24 protein-coding genes and 2 tRNA genes are annotated in these 18,118 nt (G+C 39.5%); 4 read left to right on the forward strand and 22 right to left on the reverse strand.

Annotated features, from left to right (window positions below):
* Nucleotides 1–36 precede the first annotated feature (36 nt).
* Entirely contained in the window at nucleotides 37–864 is an 828-nt protein-coding gene (locus ABOO_RS01810) for a hypothetical protein (RefSeq protein WP_048102863.1), read from the forward strand.
* On the opposite strand, the gene nadC is transcribed toward ABOO_RS01810, so the two are convergent.
* From nadC to nadX, 3 genes are read right to left on the reverse strand one after another with little or no spacing between them, the layout of a single operon-like run.
* A complete protein-coding gene (nadC, locus tag ABOO_RS01815; RefSeq protein WP_008084522.1) occupies nucleotides 861–1,670 on the reverse strand; it encodes a carboxylating nicotinate-nucleotide diphosphorylase in 810 nt (269 codons plus the stop codon). The genes ABOO_RS01810 and nadC overlap by 4 nt on opposite strands.
* Nucleotide 1,671: 1 nt before the next feature.
* Nucleotides 1,672–2,559, reverse strand: coding sequence for a quinolinate synthase NadA (nadA, locus tag ABOO_RS01820; protein ID WP_008084493.1), 888 nt, complete (start codon nucleotides 2,557–2,559; stop codon nucleotides 1,672–1,674).
* Between the two features lie 3 nt (nucleotides 2,560–2,562).
* Entirely contained in the window at nucleotides 2,563–3,294 is a 732-nt protein-coding gene (gene nadX / locus ABOO_RS01825) for an aspartate dehydrogenase (RefSeq protein WP_008084414.1), read from the reverse strand.
* Between the two features lie 107 nt (nucleotides 3,295–3,401).
* Between nadX and ABOO_RS01830 the strand changes: the two genes are divergently transcribed.
* Nucleotides 3,402–4,382, forward strand: coding sequence for an ABC transporter substrate-binding protein (locus tag ABOO_RS01830; RefSeq protein ID WP_008084370.1), 981 nt, complete (start codon nucleotides 3,402–3,404; stop codon nucleotides 4,380–4,382).
* A gap of 67 nt (nucleotides 4,383–4,449) precedes the next feature.
* On the opposite strand, the gene ABOO_RS01835 is transcribed toward ABOO_RS01830, so the two are convergent.
* On the reverse strand, nucleotides 4,450–5,316 hold the full coding sequence (locus ABOO_RS01835) for an Lrp/AsnC family transcriptional regulator (protein ID WP_008084568.1): 867 nt from the start codon (nucleotides 5,314–5,316) through the stop codon (nucleotides 4,450–4,452).
* Between the two features lie 242 nt (nucleotides 5,317–5,558).
* Nucleotides 5,559–6,194: an endonuclease III domain-containing protein gene (locus tag ABOO_RS01840; protein ID WP_008084502.1), complete on the reverse strand. Its 636-nt coding sequence runs from the start codon at nucleotides 6,192–6,194 to the stop codon at nucleotides 5,559–5,561.
* Nucleotides 6,195–6,276: 82 nt separating this feature from the next.
* On the opposite strand from ABOO_RS01840, the gene ABOO_RS01845 reads away from it, so the two are divergent.
* Entirely contained in the window at nucleotides 6,277–6,645 is a 369-nt protein-coding gene (locus tag ABOO_RS01845; RefSeq protein ID WP_008084327.1) for a DUF6015 family protein, read from the forward strand.
* Here the strand turns inward: ABOO_RS01845 and ABOO_RS01850 are convergent.
* The 5 genes from ABOO_RS01850 to ABOO_RS01870 all read right to left on the reverse strand — a co-directional run bounded on the left by ABOO_RS01850 (nucleotide 6,646) and on the right by ABOO_RS01870 (nucleotide 8,698).
* Nucleotides 6,646–6,766: transfer RNA gene (locus ABOO_RS01850), tRNA-Gln, on the reverse strand.
* Nucleotides 6,767–6,810: 44 nt separating this feature from the next.
* Complete coding sequence (locus ABOO_RS01855; protein WP_008084434.1) at nucleotides 6,811–7,122, reverse strand: hypothetical protein; 312 nt, start codon at nucleotides 7,120–7,122, stop codon at nucleotides 6,811–6,813.
* 34 nt (nucleotides 7,123–7,156) lie between these two features.
* Entirely contained in the window at nucleotides 7,157–7,630 is a 474-nt protein-coding gene (locus tag ABOO_RS01860; RefSeq protein WP_008084352.1) for an HD domain-containing protein, read from the reverse strand.
* 22 nt (nucleotides 7,631–7,652) lie between these two features.
* Nucleotides 7,653–8,480: a TatD family hydrolase gene (locus ABOO_RS01865; protein WP_008084504.1), complete on the reverse strand. Its 828-nt coding sequence runs from the start codon at nucleotides 8,478–8,480 to the stop codon at nucleotides 7,653–7,655.
* A gap of 2 nt (nucleotides 8,481–8,482) precedes the next feature.
* Nucleotides 8,483–8,698, reverse strand: a complete 216-nt coding sequence (locus tag ABOO_RS01870; protein ID WP_008084404.1) for a hypothetical protein — start codon at nucleotides 8,696–8,698, stop codon at nucleotides 8,483–8,485.
* 42 nt (nucleotides 8,699–8,740) lie between these two features.
* Here ABOO_RS01870 and ABOO_RS01875 point away from each other — a divergent pair, with 42 nt between their 5' ends.
* Nucleotides 8,741–9,400, forward strand: a complete 660-nt coding sequence (locus ABOO_RS01875) for an SDR family NAD(P)-dependent oxidoreductase (RefSeq protein WP_012997117.1) — start codon at nucleotides 8,741–8,743, stop codon at nucleotides 9,398–9,400.
* 99 nt (nucleotides 9,401–9,499) lie between these two features.
* Here the strand turns inward: ABOO_RS01875 and ABOO_RS01880 are convergent.
* The 12 genes from ABOO_RS01880 to ABOO_RS01935 form a co-directional block, all read right to left on the reverse strand.
* Nucleotides 9,500–9,625, reverse strand: a tRNA-Arg gene (locus ABOO_RS01880).
* 26 nt (nucleotides 9,626–9,651) lie between these two features.
* Nucleotides 9,652–9,945, reverse strand: a complete 294-nt coding sequence (locus ABOO_RS01885; protein ID WP_008084366.1) for a DUF5611 family protein — start codon at nucleotides 9,943–9,945, stop codon at nucleotides 9,652–9,654.
* Nucleotides 9,946–9,971: 26 nt separating this feature from the next.
* Nucleotides 9,972–10,454: an NADH-quinone oxidoreductase subunit I gene (locus tag ABOO_RS01890; RefSeq protein ID WP_008084499.1), complete on the reverse strand. Its 483-nt coding sequence runs from the start codon at nucleotides 10,452–10,454 to the stop codon at nucleotides 9,972–9,974.
* A 4-nt stretch (nucleotides 10,455–10,458) separates the two neighbouring features.
* Nucleotides 10,459–11,586, reverse strand: a complete 1,128-nt coding sequence (locus tag ABOO_RS01895; RefSeq protein ID WP_008084560.1) for an NADH-quinone oxidoreductase subunit D — start codon at nucleotides 11,584–11,586, stop codon at nucleotides 10,459–10,461.
* Nucleotides 11,583–12,080 (reverse strand): NADH-quinone oxidoreductase subunit C, encoded by a 498-nt coding sequence (locus tag ABOO_RS01900; protein WP_008084343.1) that lies wholly within the window; start codon nucleotides 12,078–12,080, stop codon nucleotides 11,583–11,585. The genes ABOO_RS01895 and ABOO_RS01900 overlap by 4 nt, the downstream gene beginning before the upstream one ends.
* Nucleotides 12,077–12,619: a NuoB/complex I 20 kDa subunit family protein gene (locus ABOO_RS01905; protein WP_008084497.1), complete on the reverse strand. Its 543-nt coding sequence runs from the start codon at nucleotides 12,617–12,619 to the stop codon at nucleotides 12,077–12,079. The genes ABOO_RS01900 and ABOO_RS01905 overlap by 4 nt, the downstream gene beginning before the upstream one ends.
* A complete protein-coding gene (locus tag ABOO_RS01910) occupies nucleotides 12,616–13,581 on the reverse strand; it encodes a respiratory chain complex I subunit 1 family protein (protein WP_008084515.1) in 966 nt (321 codons plus the stop codon). The genes ABOO_RS01905 and ABOO_RS01910 overlap by 4 nt, the downstream gene beginning before the upstream one ends.
* Nucleotides 13,578–15,395 carry a proton-conducting transporter transmembrane domain-containing protein gene (locus ABOO_RS01915; protein ID WP_012997118.1) on the reverse strand — a complete coding sequence of 606 codons (1,818 nt, stop codon included), beginning with the start codon at nucleotides 15,393–15,395 and terminating at the stop codon, nucleotides 13,578–13,580. Before ABOO_RS01915 ends, ABOO_RS01910 begins: the two co-directional genes overlap by 4 nt.
* A 1-nt stretch (nucleotide 15,396) precedes the next feature.
* Nucleotides 15,397–16,815, reverse strand: coding sequence for a proton-conducting transporter transmembrane domain-containing protein (locus tag ABOO_RS01920; RefSeq protein WP_008082291.1), 1,419 nt, complete (start codon nucleotides 16,813–16,815; stop codon nucleotides 15,397–15,399).
* Nucleotides 16,812–17,147 (reverse strand): NADH-quinone oxidoreductase subunit K, encoded by a 336-nt coding sequence (locus tag ABOO_RS01925; RefSeq protein WP_008082498.1) that lies wholly within the window; start codon nucleotides 17,145–17,147, stop codon nucleotides 16,812–16,814. The genes ABOO_RS01920 and ABOO_RS01925 overlap by 4 nt, the downstream gene beginning before the upstream one ends.
* A complete protein-coding gene (locus ABOO_RS01930; RefSeq protein ID WP_008082419.1) occupies nucleotides 17,144–17,872 on the reverse strand; it encodes a Na(+)/H(+) antiporter subunit B in 729 nt (242 codons plus the stop codon). Before ABOO_RS01930 ends, ABOO_RS01925 begins: the two co-directional genes overlap by 4 nt.
* Nucleotides 17,869–18,117 (reverse strand): hydrogenase subunit MbhD domain-containing protein, encoded by a 249-nt coding sequence (locus tag ABOO_RS01935; protein WP_008082693.1) that lies wholly within the window; start codon nucleotides 18,115–18,117, stop codon nucleotides 17,869–17,871. The genes ABOO_RS01930 and ABOO_RS01935 overlap by 4 nt, the downstream gene beginning before the upstream one ends.
* Between the last annotated feature and the right edge of the window lies 1 nt (nucleotide 18,118).

The raw sequence follows: 18,118 nt of genomic DNA on the forward strand, positions 1-18,118 counted from the left end.
ATATATAAAATCACATAATGAATATGGGTGATATTTGTGAAAAGGGGCATCGGGATTCTTGTAATAATGTTTGCCATTTTAATGGTGGCAACAACGGTAAGCGCTCAAACTTTAAATTTTGAGCAAAGTGCTACTTCCGGCAATGTTCTCAACGGAAAAATAGATATAGTGAAGATAGGGGGCTATGCACAAGGAGATTACCAGTATTTTTATGTAGTAACAAAAGATAGTGGAATAAATTCACCACCATCCAACTCTGTATACACATTAACAATAGCTATTGAGGCTAAGGTTGACGGAAAAGATGTGACAGATTATGTAGACATTGTAGTTACATGGACTAATGACAATGGAAATGTGAAAACCCAAGCTATTTTCACCACCTCCAGCGGCGGAATGTCCACACTAGGAAACAATGATTTAGTCATCTCTGGGAATAAGGTAACTGTGAGGGTACCAGCCACACTATTCCAAGATGTAACTATTTACAATGTAGAATTCACCACGGTAAGTACCGGAGGAGGGCAGTTTGCAGGAGATCAAGTGACTTACTATCCAAACTCATCCAGCTCTGGTGAAAGTGGCAATAATGATGAAACAGGAACAACAGAAAATGAGTATCCTGAAATGTGGTGGCTAGGTCCCGTGGCAAGTATTGCATGCGTAGCAATATGGTTTATCATATGGATTCTTATAGCATTATGGGCATATAAAGATGCAAAGAAGAAGTGCAATGAACATCCGGGCTTGTGGTTCGTAGTAGTATTGCTCTTAGGACTTATAGGAATTATAATCTATGTGATTGTTGTAAAGGACGAGTGCAATAAACAGCAAGTTTATGTGCCACCACCACCGCCTTCTTAAACCTCTCTATTTTTTATTTCCAATGAAAAATTTATGTGCTTGGCAGAATGAGTTATAAAACCCATAGATATGATATCCACATCGCACTTAGCGTAGTCCTCCAGGGTATCTGGTGTTATTCCTCCTGAAACTTCTATCAATACACGGTATCTTCTTAACTTCTTTGCTATTTTGCAAACTTCCTCCGGTGAGAGATTGTCCAGCATAATTATGTCCACATCAAGCTCTGCAGCTTTTATAGCATCTTTCTCATTTTCAACTTCAACTTCAATCTTCTTTGTAAAACTAGCCCTTTTAGCCCTTTTTATTGCCTCTTCTAGTCCAACCAAAGCGATGTGATTGTCCTTTATCAAAACCATATCGGCAAGGTTCCAGCGATGTGGGTCTCCTCCCCCAATCTCCACAGCCAATTTGTCCAGATAGCCCCAGAGAGTTTTGCGTGTTGCTGCTATTCTCACTTTAGAATTTACCTTTCTCGCTTTATCCACCATTTCCCTTGTTAATGTAGCAATACCGCTCATTCTTCCAAGAATGTTGAGCAAAGTCCTCTCCACACTCAAAATCTTAGCTGCATTTCCTTCAATCTCCATAACCACTTTTCTTCTTTCTACTTTCTCTCCATCATCGGCATATTTCTTAACTCCCAATCCAAATTTCTTTAACTTGCTTTCCAAATAATCAATTCCCACAAGAATGCATTCTTCTTTTGCAATTACATCCGCTATGGCATTTAAATCCTGAGGAATTATTAAACTTGATGTTAAATCGCCGAAGCTCATATCCTCCTGATACAATTTTTCAAACATTTCAAGATACCTCCAGCATTCTCTCTATCGCTTTTCTTGCCTTATTTGCTATATTTTCAGGAACTCTAACTTCATATTTTAAATCTTTCAAACTCTCATAAATTTTTTGCAAGTTTATCTGCTTCATTCCAAGGCATATTGCGTAGGGCCAAGCGGGAACAAATTCCCTATCTGGATACTCCATCTTCAAGCGCTCTACCATATCCCTCTCAGTAGCCACTATGAACTTCTTTGCGTTGCTCTTGGCCACATACTTAACCATACCACCCGTGCTGGCAATAACATCCGCCTTAGCTTGCAACTCTGCAGGGCATTCTGGATGAACCATCAAAACTCCATCATACGGGACATTTTCAACATTCAAATTTGTATGAACATAACAATGGCCATTTGGAGGTACAGGAATTATCTTTTTATTCGTTCTCTCTGCAACATAGTGGGCGAGATTGGAATCCGGACCAAATAAAATTGTATCTGCATCGAGAGAATTAACAACTTTAACGGCATTGGCAGATGTGCATGTAATATCCGCAAGAGCTTTACAATCTGCGGTGGAATTCACATAGAGCACCACAGTCGCATCAGGATATTTCTTTTTGTACTCTTTTATCAGTTCGGGAGTTAAAAATCTAGCCATCTCACAGGAGGCAATTTTACTAGGGATGAGAATAAGCTTATCTGGATTCAATATGGCAGCCGTCTCTGCCATAAAATCCACCCCTGCAAATACTATGACATCTGCATCCACCTGTGTAGCTTTTCTTGCCAGTTCAAGGGAATCTCCAACAAAATCTGCAATCCTCTGAACCTCTCCAATTTGATAGTTATGGGCCATTATTATTGCATTTCTCTCCTTTTTTAGCTTCATTATTTCCTCTTTCAGATTCATATTTCACACCCCCATCCTTATCACATCATTTAGAGAGCTTATCAAGTAAATGGGAGATAACACTGCAAGATAGCTTGTCTTTGGATTTTGAGGAGATGGTTTGTTTCTAACTCTAATCTCCGCCTCTCCAAAATCCCCTTCTACCAAAATTTCATGTATATTCTCTTTCACATCGGGATCTGCATAAACTTCCACATCTATATCCATTCCCGCAACTATGGAGAGGAGAACTGAAACATTTACGCTTTTTGGAAATTTCTTTATAGCTTCACTGGCCTTTCCCTTGAATACCAAAGTTCTTTCTTTCACATCGTATCCAAGGGTTTTCGAGTTCTTAGTGCTGCGGAGAGTTACCTTTTTCAATCCCGCAACTTTTGCGGATTTTATCAAATCTATGCCACCAATGGCTCCCGAGGGTAAATAGATATGCGCTCCATTTTTCCTCGCAAGCGTAAATATCTTCTCTCTGAATTTCACATCTGCAAGGCCCCCAACACTCATTATGAGCATATCTTTTCCCTTTTCTATAATCTTGGGAGCGTAGTCAATCACAGCTTGCGGGGATGCTGCTTCTACTATAAAATCACACTCGTCTATTAACTCATCCACATTGTTGCAAACGTTAGCATCTATATCCTCACATTTAGACATTACAACATCGTAAACTGCTTGAACTTGAAAGCTTTTAGCAATATTATGCGCAATGTTTCCACATCCAATTATACCTATTTTCATGAGCATCACCTTGAACATATGTTCAGGGGGTTATTACAAACTCCAATTTTAATCTTGCGAGAAAAGTTTCAAAAAATTTAAATTCAATAAGTTTCTTCTTCAATTGCATGCAGGAGAAAATACTTAGAATTTTAATAAATGCCGGAAAAAATGGCATATTACAAGAAGAATTTACAAAAAAGTATGGTATAAGCAAGAGCACAGTTTCTACCATACTCTCCAAATTTGAAGATGAGGGTAAAATTGTGAGAAAGAGAGTAGCTGGAAAATCTTACAGAGTATGGCATGTGGAATATTCTCCATTCCCCATACCCGATGTTTTAAGAGTGGGCATAGGAAGAGCAACAGAGTATCCAGCGGTGCTTTTAGCTTATAAGGATTCGGATTATCCCAAAATTGAACTTAAAATTTACAAAAACGCATTCACCTTAACAAAGGATCTCGCAGAAGGCTATTTGGATGTGGGCTGCTCTCCCCTAATAACCCAAGTGCTATTCGCGTTAGTATATAGAAACATAAAAATTAGAGCTGGATGCGGTTTTAGAGGTGGGGGCATTGCATTGAGGGTTTCTAATCCAAAAATATTTGGAAGCAGCGAACTTTCCACAATGGAATTCTCACTTAGAACCTATATAGAGAAGACGGGCATAGACGCACAAATAAGATACTTTCCCTCCCCGGATAGGATGATTAAAGCCCTTGGAAGTGGCGAAGTGGATGCAATTGCCATATGGGAACCCTTTGTCACAGAACTATCTCAAAGGTATAAGATCATTCGATTTGAGGAGCTCTTCGGGAGATACCCATGCTGCACTCTAGCTACAAACATGCAAACTGAGAATTCAAAAGAGGTAAGAGAGTTCCTTAAAATTTATAAAAATGCAGTGGAGCAACTGGAAGAAAGAAAAGATGAGGCAATATCTCTGGAAGCTAAGTTTTTGAGAATTAAAAAAGCTAGAATTGAAAAAGCCTTTTACGGCTTTGATTACGATTGGAAACTTGATATGAATGTTGCTTCAAAATTTTTGGAAGAATTCGGACTCAAACTAACAAATGCAAGCAAAGCAAGGATTTTCAATCTGCTATGAGCAATATTAAACTCCTTCCCCGCAGAGCAATAATGATAAATCCTGTAAATGCAAAGAAGTACGCATATCACCCTTTATATCCTTTTTTACGAGCCACATAGTAAAGATAATCAGGATAGAACCTCTCATCCACAATGATCTCATAGATAACTCTTTTTACACCTTTCATTGCTATTATCTCTTCCATTATATCGTCTATTTCTTTTATGGATGTCCCATAGAATACTCCATAAACCATCTTGGGCTCTGCAAAACTAGATGTCCTCCATAGATTATTTATTCTTTTGACCTTACTTTCAAATAAAGGATCATCGGTTTCTATGAATAGAGAGAACCAGAATATCTCCTTGGTAGAGGGCCTGTTGACAATGGGATATGCCCTACAAATATCTTCCTCTTTTAACCATCTCCATCTTTTCGATACTGTTTTTGTTGAAACTCCTACCTCCTCTGCCACCTCTCTAAAAGGTCTCCTCGCATTATCTTTCAACGCAAGTATTATTTTCCAATCCAAAGGAGATAAATCCATTTCCTTTTCCTTTCTATGCTTATAAATCTCAATTCTATATGCCCCCGTGAGCTTTTTGAGATAATTTACCTTGTCATTTAACTCATATTCATCTACATACCAGAATTCCCCATAATACCTTCCTCCAAATCCTGCTATGATATGCATCACGCCACTGAGTTCACTTATAATGCTCATAACTTCATCCCTCTTTTTCCTAGCTCTTATTGAAATCACAGCACTATTAAGAACTTTATCCATATTGAGAAGAATGGTAAATCCCCTCAGCTCTCCTCTTTTCTCCATAGCTTTAATCCTTTTGTAAACGGCTGCATTTGATAACCCTACCTTATCAGCAATTCTATATATGGGCATTCTTCCATCTTCCCACAACAGCTTGAGAATTCTTACATCTACTTCGTCCATAAATATGATATTGTTTTATCGTATATTTATTTTCCTGTTTTAGAACTTTAAGTTAAGAATTTTTACTAAATACGCATTATTTTGCAAAATTTTTCCTTTTTATGAATAAGCATTTAAATATATGGTGAATATAAGAGAAATTAGGATATCACAGGAGGTGATAAAAATGATAGAGATCATGCTGATGATTGGAAAGAACAGGGCCGAGGAGATGAGAAGGAAAAAGTAATCACGCTGACACCCTACCCCTTTTTATTTTCTTTGTAATATTTGCAGTATTTTTTTATTGGACATACATCGCATTTAGGCGCCACAGGTCTACATATCGTGCGCCCGAACATCACCAATAGCTCGTTAATATCTTTCCAATATTTCTTCAGGAGAACTTTCATAAGCTCCCTTTCTGTTTCCTCTGGAGTTTTTGTGTTAACCCAGCCGAGGCGATTTGAAATGCGGTGCACATGTGTATCAACAGCAATTACATCCTTATCATAACATCTTGAAAGCACTATATTTGCAGTTTTTCTGCCAACGCCCGGCAATTTTAACAGTTCCTCCAGATTATCTGGAACTTTGCCATCATAATCCTCATCAATAATCTTAGCTATTTCCTTTATTTTCTTTGCTTTTTGCTTGTAAAATCCAGCAGGATAGATGAGATGAGCTATATCATCTGTAGGTGCATTTTTCAAATCTCTGGGTAAAGGATACTTCCCAAATAATTTCTCAGCAACGGTGTAGGTGACTTCATCCTTGGTGCGCTGGGAAATTACCGTTGCAATTAGGACTTTAAACGGCTCTCGGGACTTGTAAGGGTGTGGAGGTACATTAGCCCGAAGGATCTCCATAACCTTCCCTATATCCTCATCTTTCACCATCCTTCATCGTTAGGATTTATTAAAAACTATCTAATTCTTTTTCCCAAAAAATTTATAATTTTCATAACTATACCCCCTTGCAATGGATATTGTCACTTATGATATTTTATACACTGTGCTTAAAAAGCTGTTGGGGCACAAGCTTGAAGATAAGGACATCAAAAATTTAGCAGAATATGTGATAAATTTCTTTGGATACCAAGATAGGATAATAGATAATATGCTAACTCCTGCGGATAGGGATGTGTTTTACTACCTTGAAGAACTGGAAGTTGTTAAGCCTTTAGAGGAGGAGATAACAATATCCAAGGGAAAACTCTGGCGCATACACTATTGGATTTACAGAAAGGACAAAATTGAAGAAATTCTGAATCAACATATGGAAGAAAAGAAGGAAGAAAGCCCAGAGGATTTTTACAAAAAACTATTTGAAGAAATGGGAGAAGAGTAGCAGCCCCGGGAGGATTCGAACCCCCGTCGCGGGATCTCCTCGAAGCCCTTTGGGGGTAAAGCACCTTTTCCAAAGGGGCTTCGCCAAAGTCCCGCATGCTTGACCGCTACACCACGGGGCTATGCCTTTAGAGCAAAGATGCTATATTTTTCACCTATTTTAACTTTATTTTTCACCCAACTTCTCTTCCATAAAATTCAAAATGATATTGGCTCGAGGGAGCATCTCCTCCTCATACATATCCTTTGGATAATAATTTACAAGGGCATTCAAAACCGCACCTACGGCTCTTTCTTCTTTATCTTTCACATCTTCCAATTTTGCATACTCTTCTTTAACTTTATTCACAAATTCTTTTTTAAGCTTTATCTCATCACTGCTGTCCTTAAATATTCCATGCTTCATCATATCCACTATGAGCGCCATACTCAGATGCTCTACATACTCCTCTAACAGCTTGCAATATTCCTCGTCCATATATGCGTTAGGATGGTTTCATATAAAAATATATTCATTTAAGATATTCGGGCAAGAACTTCAACATATCTTTGTAGATTGGATACCCTATCTCGCTATATTCTTTTGCCTGATATGCCATTTCCGCTTTATCTACTTCTCTAGCAAGCATGGCTTCTCCAGAATCACCATAATTGAACTCTATCCAGAGAAGGTATATATCATCAATCTCAGCCATTTCGGCTATCTCCTTTATCGCTTTCTCCTCAACATCCAATTTATCCATAAACTTCTCGCCTTCAGGGGTTATATCTCCTATTAGCGATTCTGCTAAGTCATGGATGAGAAGCATGCCTACAACTTTCTCTGCATTCAATCCCCTATCCTTTGCCAAAAAATAGCCAAGAAGAGCAGCACGAAAACTATGCTCAGCAATGCTTTCCGGAGATGGTATACCTCTCATAACCCAACCAGTTCTCTTCATTCTTTTCAATCTTCCTGCATAATTCATAAGAGCACGGAAATTCATAGTAGGACATTGCAACAAATTATTAAATCCATTCTTCAAATCTCGTATATATCCTCCTTGCATTATCCATTATTTCACACCAAGTATCCTGCCCATATTCTTGCACAATCCACTGTGCTCTTTTTGGCACGGATTCTATGGGTAAAACAGCATTTGGCCTAGAAGGCTCATCCATAAAATCTGTCTCTAAGAGAAACCGGGTACCTTGAGAAAGAGCTAAGCGAACATTCTTGCGAGACGCAATCACCGAGGGAAATATACCAAAATTACGAGAGTCCACAACGGGCGGAGAGTAATGCTTTATGACCCTATCCTTAGGCAATCCTACTTTCCCGGCGAATTCTGCAAGATCTTTCCATGTTCTTTCTGTTGCGCTTTCGGTATGCAAAATTACAGGCACATCAAGTTTCTTTGCATACTTCATACTCTCCAAAATAACTTCATTACTGGCATTCCATATCTCATCGCTAACATCAAAATGAGGTCTACCAACTTCCCCAATTGCATGGGCTTCTCCCTCTTCAATGTATTTAGATGCAAGCTCCAACCCATCAATCAAAAACTCTTTTGCACTCTCAACTGTCATTCCTCCATTAACCAGTTCAACCATATCTACTGGATAAGGCCCAAGAGTCAATAAAACTTTTACATTCGTCTCTCTTTCAACAATCTTTTTAAGTTTCACTGTGTCTTCATAGATGCGAAGATAATAATTTTCATCGAGGGGATATGAATAATTCGGTACATTGGTTAAATTTATATGTGTGCCACCGAATTTTTCAAAGCGCTTAACAGCAGCAACATTCTCTCCTTTAAATTGTAGGTGCATGTGATTATCAAACACGAGCATTCTTACACCTCAAATATGAGCTTTTCATCCTCAAAAATTCTAAAATGCTCTCTCAAGCCGAGAATTTCTCTAATTTTATTGATACGCTCTTGCATATAATTTTCAAACTCTTCACGCTTATCCTCTCTCATAACCTTCTCAGCAGTTTTGTAAAGGGATATCTGAAGTTTAACATCAAATCTGATTTTCTCATCAAGATTTGAGAGATCTACATCCATAAATTAGGAAATATTTTGAAATATTTAAACCCATTCTATCCTATGAAAGCGATTATAACTGGAGGAGACAGCGGACTCGGATTTCACATAGCAAAAGAGCTTAAAAACAGGAGATATGAGATAATAATCATCGCAAGAAACGAAGATAAGTTAAGAAGGGCGGCAGAGAATTTGAAAGCAAATTGGTATGCTATTGATTTATCCAAAAACTATGAGGATGCTGGAGAAATCATTAAAAGGAAGAATCCCACAATTCTGGTAAATAATGCAGGATTCGGATTGTATGGAAAATTTGAAGAGCAGAATTGGGATAAACTCGAAAATATGATTAAACTTAATATTTTGGCGCTTACATACCTAACATACATAGGGCTAAAAGTTATGAATACCGGCCATATCCTAAATGTATCCTCAGTGGCTGCTTGCAGAGCTCAGAAGAAATTAAGCGTTTATGCAGCTACAAAATCTTATGTAGAACAATTCACCAAGAGTTTGAATAAAGAGAGAAGAAAAATTAAAATTTCATATCTTCTACCAGGTCCGACAAAAACGGATTTTTTCAAAAATGCCAATATGCCAACAAGAGGCTTTGAAAGATTTATGCTGAATCCAGAGAAAGTGGCGAAGTATGCCGTGGATAAAATGCTAAAAGGTAAGGAGAGAATAGTACCGGGAATCATCTACAAGCTCTACTGTCTTTAAAATTAAAAATACCCGAAATATATTTCAAACGCACATAGAGCTATCTGCACCAACAGAATGAGAGATATAGCCTTGCTCAATACATCCTTGAATAAATAGTGCCCGAGCCGGGATTCGAACCCGGGTCAAGGGCTACCTGCAAAGCCCCCTTCTTTACGGGTAAAGCACCTTTTTAAAGGGGCTTTTCCGCAGGCCCCCAGGATATCCATGCTACCCCACTCGGGCTTGGGAGGAAATTAGCATACACATATTTATGTTTTGGTCATTTTCTTCTTTCTTTCCTTCGCAGTATAACCAGTTGCGCGGAAAAGAAAATCATTCCATCTTTTCAATGTTTCTTGGGCTAAGCTGCTCTCAACCTTTCTACTCTTTGTCTCTGCAGCCATTTTTCCATCCTCAATCCATACCTCTATTCTATCAAGAGCCCCGAAGGAAGATAAAAGATGTCCATTCTCTTCCCTAACATTCCCAAATATATCCTTCATTATCTTCCCAATCTCTTCCAAGCTTTTTTTGTGACCTCTCTTGAAAGTATACAACCTCATAAAAATAGGAAAAATTAAGGATATTATTAACTTTTCTCCTCTTCCTTAGGTTTAGGAGGTACATAGTCCTCTGGCCTGAATAATACTTCATCCATATGTATCTCCTTATCCTTCTTCTCTCTAATCTCGTAAGTTGGTATAAATTTGAACTCATCTATATTCTCCGTTACAAGCTCATACCTTGGAGTCAATATGAGTGATTTTGTAGGGCAAATATCGGTACAGAACCCGCAGTAGCAGCAGCGTCCATAGTCAATCACAGGCCTCCATTTAAGTCCCTTCTTTCCCGAATTCTCAATTTTAACATATGTAATTGCTGCTGCAGGACAAACTTTAGAACATAGCTGGCATCCTATACAGGTTTCAATATTATTAGAATGAAAGCCTCTATAGCGCTCTGTAGGTAATTCAAGCCCTTCTATATCAGTATGTTTTTGATAAGGATACTTAACAGTATGGGGAGCTTTTGAAAGATGTCTCAATGCTTTAAAAGGTTTTACTATACTCATCTGATCACCTCTCTATGTCTGGAGCACAAACATCCAGACTGAATATTGTTTGAGAGAAATCTGCAATATTCAACCCCTTAGCTATAGTTTCTGTGACATTTATTCCATGGGTATAAGAGGGGCCACGCACATGAACCCTGTACGGCATTTTCCCACCGTCGCTTATAACAAAATATCCATATTCTCCCTTAGAACTCTCAACACGAGCGTAAGCATAGCCTGCGGGAACTTTCCACGCAATAGGATTGGGAAGTTTCAAAGTGTGAGGACCATCTGGTATTTTCTTTATAACCTGTCTAAGGATCCTTATACTCTGCTCGATTTCCAATCTTCTGACAATCATCCTAGAATAGCAATCACATCCATGGCCAAGAACTTCAAAATCACCAAATTTAGGATAATGAGGTATCTCAAAATCCAAATCTGGATAAGCTGCATAAGGATCTACCTTTCTGACATCATATTCATAGCCACAAGCTCTGAGATTTGGACCTGTAATTCCCCACTCTATTGCCTTGTCTTTTGGTACAACTCCCACATCAGGAGCTCTGCGGAAAAACACTTCATTAGCAAATAGGAGCTTATCGTAAAACTCCAGTCTGCTTTCCAAATAATTAAGAACCTTTTCGAGTTTGCGCAAAAATCCATCGGGGAGATCCCAGCGCACACCTCCGGGGAAGATGAAGATGTGATATACTCTGGCTCCAGTAAGCTGCTCAAATAAATCGAGCAAATAATCCCTATCTCCAATCGTCCACTGACCTACGGTATAAAGACCTATGGCCCCCGCATAACCACCCAATGTTAAAAGATGGGACGACAACCTGGCCATTTCCAGCACTATGGTACGTATGTATTTGGCTCTCTCTGGAATATCCCAGTCCATAAGGGACTCAACGGCCATAGCATATACTGCCTCATTCACATCGGGCTCAGGAACGCATATTCTAGGAATCAATGCCACATTCATCTGCCAAGTACGCTTCTCCATTAATTTCTCAAAACCTCTGTGGAGATAACCTGGATGAGCTTCCGCCTTCACAATAGTATCTCCATCAACCCAAAGATGATACATAAAGTTACCAGTTATACCTGGATGTTGCGGCCCAATGAATAATTCAAATTCCTTCATTCTTTTTCACCCCCCTCATCTATAAGGGGCACGCTTTCATATTTCTCCCTCGCATATTTTACTGTGTCAAAATCCTTCCGCATGGGTGGCATCTCATTCCAATCTTCTAAGATGAACTCACCCAATCTATCATTACCCTCGAATTCCACTCCGAACATTTCATAAATCTCCCTCTCATATGTTTCAATCTGAGGGAACAGATGCCTCAGAGTTCTATATTTTGGCTCATTTCTCGGCAAAAATATACTTAAAAATACATCCTCGCTATCTTCATAACTAAAAAGATGATACACGAGCTCAAATTTTTCATCCTTTATCCAGTCAATGCAACTTAAAGCTACAAAGTGGTTAAAACCACTATTTTTGAATTTGATTATAGCATCCTCAAGCTTCTCGGGTTTCACCTCTGCCTTGTATCTTGGAAGAGTATTTCCCTTCACCTTTAGCTTTTCAAATTCCACTCCGAGCTCTTTGAATATCTGCTCGGCCTTCATTCATCCCACCTCTTGAATACTTTCATCTGATTTCTTCTGTACTGGTCATAATATTTCCTGTACCTCATCCAACCATTAGCTTTTCCTTCATCTATATCCTTCATAAGCTTAAGAAATGCATCCATTATTGCCTCTGGCCTAGGCATACATCCCGCTATGTATAAATCCACGGGAATGTACTTATCCAATCTCTTTATGATATTGTAAGAATCCCAGTAAATACCACCATTTATTGGACATGAGCCAAAGGCAATAACATACTTAGGGTCCTGCATCTGCTCATATACCCTAACAATCCTTTTTAGAGTTTTTGTAGCCACATAACCTGTTACGAGCATCAAATCTGCTTGTCTTGGAGTGGCCATTGGTATTATCCCGAACCTTTCCATATCATAACGAGAGGTCATGACAGGGGGCATCTCCATAGCACCACAGCCAGTACAGAAATGTATCATCCACAATGAGCGCCTTGAAAGCATTCTCTGTATCTTTTTCCACTCTTTATCCGGAATTACATTGGGCAATGGGTTCTCGTTCATGGTACCACCCCCAGGAATACAGACATAATATATGCCTGAGCTAAACCCAATATTGCAATCACTGTTGGCCATTTCCAGTAAAACTTAAAGGCCTGCTCAATTCTGAATCTGGGAAATACTGCATTTATAAACACTGCAATCATCCAAACCACGAATATTAGGGCAAACCATACTAGATAATTAACCACATAGGCGATTATTCCATAGGTTGCCGGATTTAATACCATACCACCACCGAGGAATAGATCCACAAATAGTGTTGTTTCTAAAACTATGGAGCCTGCAGAGAACAGCATAAGCATGCCAAGATACTTGCCTCCAAACTCAACCAGAGGGCCAGAAGCAATTTCATGGGGCGCAATAGCAATATCAAAAGGCTTCTCCATCATCATGCCCTGGAGGGCCAGGTCGGCAGCCAAAGCAGATATTGGTAAAGCGATTATTCCCCAGAGATAACTCATCTGTTTATCCAATAATACAGACAGAGAAGCAGTATTGTAGAAGATCATAAGTGATAGCAACACAAGGAGGAATGGCATTTCATAAGAGAGCATAAGAGTGAGAGCCCTCATAACTCCCACGCCTGCATTAGGATTGCCTGAGGCCCCTGCGCCGAGGGCAAAGCCAAGTGATGGTATAGCCATTATATACAAGAGAAGAATTAAATCGCCCTCTCCGCTCAGCATTTTATAACCACCCATGGGTAGATAAGCTAAGGCAAGGAGCACTCCTGCAAGTGCAAACAGAGGGGCAAAATCAAATATCCAATTATGCTTGATGTTAGTTTTCTTAGCCAACAACTTGCCCACATCTAAGAAATTCTGGTAAACTGGGGGACCAACCCTGTTTTGAATCCTGGCTGTAACCTTTCTAGCAATACCCATAAACAGTAACCCTATGACCACCGCAAGGAATAGGTAAAGCGCAACTAGTCCTGCTTGAATAAGCCAATCAACTATCATAGCAACCACCACCCAACAAGAAGGAATACTAAAAAGGCAATTCCCAGATAAGCAGCATAATCCTGTGGGTTTCCAGTATACATATTCTTAATTTCAGAGAAGCCATCAGCAAAGAATTTACTTAATTTCTCGTAAGCCCTATCAGCGCTGTATTTAAGCAATGGAGCCCATGTGTCCCTCAATGGTTTATAATAATTATGAGCAGCATGGAGAGCAACCGAAGAGGGCGCCTCTCCTGCCAAGTAGTTATCGTACTGATCTACAACTCTCGCCTTCTTTCTTAAGAATATCACCATTGCCACAAAGAACAACACCATAAATGCAATCCAAAATGTTGCCATGTTTGCTCCGCCTATATTTGATAGATATGCAAATTTGCTATAATCCAGAGGTTTAAGACCTGTATGTACAAGAATGTCATTTATCCAATTCAAAATCCAACCAGGAACGATGGAAAATACAAGTAATGGAATTGTCAAGATGAACATGGCCGCAAGCATGGGTGCCGGTGCTTCCTTAATTTTCTTATGCTCCTCTTTTAATTCGCCCAAGAATATTCCATATAATATGCGATAGCTATACAGAAATGCTCCGACAGATGCAATTAGCATCAACGGGGCTATTATCACAAATTTTTTCTCTATAGCTGCCTCGTAGAGCATCCACTTTGATATGAATCCCGAGGTTAAAGGAATACCAGCAAGAGCAAATATGGCAAATAAGACAAATAGAAATGTGAATGGCATCCTATATCCAAGTCCTCCCATCTCACTGATCTTGTACTTTCCTGTGCGATATATAACCGCACCTGCACCGAGGAACAGCAGAGATTTGAAGAATGCATGGTTGAATGCATGGAACAATGCTCCACCAAGAGCCAAGGATGTACCTAGCCCAAGACCTACCATAACATAACCGAGCTGTCCTATGGAAGAGTAAGCTAACAACTTACGGATGTCATCTTGGAAAATCGCCAAAATCGTACCCACAAATGCTGTTATAGCACCCAGGAGTGCAAATGGATAACCTAGGAGAGAAACACCCCTAAATGTGCCGAAGGAATTCAAAATCCCTACACCTGCAATGGAATACATGCTCATATAAATTCCAAATGTACCAAGCTTGCTCAATCCTCCAGATAAGAACGATACAAAGGGCGGTTCAGAAGAATACGCATAGGGGGCCCATACATGCAAAGGAACTATAGCCATCTTCACTCCAAATCCAAGAATTAAAAATGTGAGAATCCAAGCCCATGCATAATGGGGTATTGCACCAGAAAGCGCATCCGCGTACAAGAAACTTCCAGTATAATAATACACAATTCCAATACCCATTATTATGAGATAAGCAGAGAGAACTCCGAAAAGCAGGTATCTCCTTGCATATTCACCAGATGTGCGAAGGATTAACACATAAACTGACCAAGACATAAGTTCCCAGAATAAATACAAACTCAGGAAATCCCTGGAGAGAAGAACTCCATTAGCCCCTGCAAATCCAAGGAGCACCAATGTTGAAAATCCTCCAGCATTCTTAAGTCCCGCACTCACTGCAAATAAGAGAGATGAGAATAGGACAGTGTTCATCATCAACATAAAGAACCAGGTGGTTATATCAAATGTAAAATTCAACTTTACTCCAATATCAATAGTGTAAGAGCCAAAGCTTCCATACCACACATACAGGAATATACCTGTTATCGCCACAAATATCAATGCTATAGCCGGAGCATATTTCCTGCCAAAATAAGAGAGTAAGGCACCAGCAAGCGGAAGCAGTATGAATATTCCAAATAAAGTTAAAGCATCCATTTTAGGCACCTCCTGCTATAAATGCACTCACATGTTGCAATACAGCAAGTATGGGCTTTGGATATATGCCAATAAGCACTATCAATATAGCCAAGAGTATCAAGGGTATATATGTAGCCGCATCTGGCCTTATTACCTTATTACCCTTCTCGAACACTATTTTTATGAATCTTGCATAATAGGCAACCTCCACAATACTAGCAGCCAAGAAAAGTGCAATGATAGCATAGTAACCCTGTGAAAATCCACCCATAAGAATGAAGAATTTACCGTAGAACCCTGCAAATGGTGGCATACCCATTATGGAGAGAGCACCTATCAATAAAGGTATCCCAATTAACGGGTTTCTTGCCATACCCTTCATATCCTCTATTTTATTGCTTTTAGCCGCATAAATCAGAAAACCGGCAGCTATGAACAGCAATGCCTTTCCAAGAGCATGGGCAATCATTTGATAAAACGCACCCTCAACTGCAAGGGTTGTGCCTATTCCTAAGCCCATTATTATCATACCCATTTGCCCAATGGAAGAGTAAGCCAGCATCTTCTTTAGATTCTTTTGAGTATATGCTATAATTTCCCCAAAGAATACAGTGAGAAGACCCATTATTACGACAAACCATAGGAAATTCGTGAATGAAAACATTGTAAATATAACCCTTGCCAAGGCAAATATGCCTGCTTTAGCGGGTAGCGAGGCAAAAGCTGCACTTATGGGATGCGGTGCACCATCGTATGCATCTGGAACCCATGTGTTTAAAGGAAACATCTCAGCTTCAACACCGAATCCAAGGAATAATGATGTGAATGCAATAATTTTCACATAAGGGTCCATTGTACCTATCCTCGCTGCAATGTCCAGCATATTAAGTGTTCTCAGCTGTGAGTATATCAAAGTTATACCTATAAGAACGAAGGTACTTCCTATGGAGCCGATAATCACATACTTCATGGCACCCATGAATCCCTCCTTATCTTTGTTATAAGCAGCAAGACCGTAGGAGGCTATGGAAGTTACCTCCAAGAACACAAATAGATTGAAAAGATCTCCCGTAAGAACCATGCCCGTAGAGCCCATCACCAATAGGAGATAGAGCATGGAATATTTCACTATGGGCTCTTTTTCAACTTTTAGGTTATAAATTGATATTATGAACGCCACAATGTTGATTATCAGTGCAATTATCGCACCCAATGGCCCTACCATCAAAACTATGCCAAGAGGGGGTTGAAAACCTCCAATTATATCAAAGATCGGATGCTGAAGTGCCTCCATAAGTATGAATCCCGCAAGTGTGGCATTTAGAGCCGTAGCAAATATGACTAAATACCTGACCCATTTTTTACTCCAAAGACCTATGATTGGAGAGAGAAATGCGAATAGGAGCGGAAATGCTATCAAGAGCACAGGCCTAATCATTCTTCCACCCCCATCAGCTCGTCAAGTTCTAAAGTTCCAGTTTTCTTGTAAATTCCAATTGCTATAGATAATGCTAGAGCCATGACGGATACGCCTATAACGATAGCCGTGAGCACTAAAGCTTGAGGAATCGGGTCAACATAAGGGCCAGGTACATTCTCTATAGGTGCAGTAGCATTCTTCACATAGCCCACAGAGATGAGAAGGAGATTCACTCCAGTATCCATTATGTCCAAACCAATTATTATCTTTATGAGATTTTTCTTTGCTATGACTATATAAATCCCAATAACAACGAGTGCTATTGAACCAAGGTAGTAATATGGGATCACTCTCTCACCCCCATCATTGCATCCACGATACCCGTCAGCTCGCTTCCCACTTTAACGCCTATGGCAACATAGATAACGGGGATCACGCCAGCACTGAATAGATATGTTGGCAGCCCAAAGGGCAAGAAGTTATAGAGGAAATAACCCGCTATTGCAAGCCCAAGAAGACCTACAATAACAAAGGTTAATCCTGCAAGACTTTCCGAGACATTCAACCTCTTATGCTCCGCATGGAATTTTGGATACGCTAGATAGAGAAGGAGAAAAGATGATGCAATTATTGCACCACCCGGGAATCCTCCTCCTGGAGTGAGGTGTCCGTGTATAAATATATAAGCACCAAATAAGATAATGAAACCAAACAGAAGCTTAGAGCCAGTTTCCACAACAGCATTAGACCTCTTCACCTTTTTCTTTGCCTTATTCTCAACATACATTAAGGAGCCAACACCTGTGGAGGCCAAAAATAGCACAGTTACTTCACCCAAGGTATCAAAACCTCTGTAATCTACCACAACCGCAGTTACCATATTCGTAGCACCAGTATCTTTCTTACCATAAGTTAGGTAATGTTGTGGAAGAGACATATTTGATGTTTGATTTTCAATAGGATTGTAATAATGAGGATATTTACTCATCTGCTCTCCAAACGGTATCTTTGCAAAGGCCATGGCAAACACAACGAATAATAGAATCGCAATGATAATAGCTAATACTCTCTTCATTTCTCCCACCTCTTTGTGCTTCTAATTGCAAATATTATAACAGCCATACTCAAAGCCGCACCTATGGCAGCTTCTGTGATTGCAACATCTGGAGCCTGCAGTATGTAAAATAGTATGGAAACTATTAAACTCATCACTCCCAAAGCAATAGCAGCCGAGAGCAAATCCTTCATTTCAGCGGCTATTATTGCTGTTATTATTGTTATGATTATTAGGATTAAGGATACTATAGTAAATAGATCCAAT

The sequence above is a fragment of the Aciduliprofundum boonei T469 genome (assembly GCF_000025665.1).
Taxonomy (GTDB): Archaea; Thermoplasmatota; Thermoplasmata; order Thermoplasmatales; family Aciduliprofundaceae; genus Aciduliprofundum; species Aciduliprofundum boonei.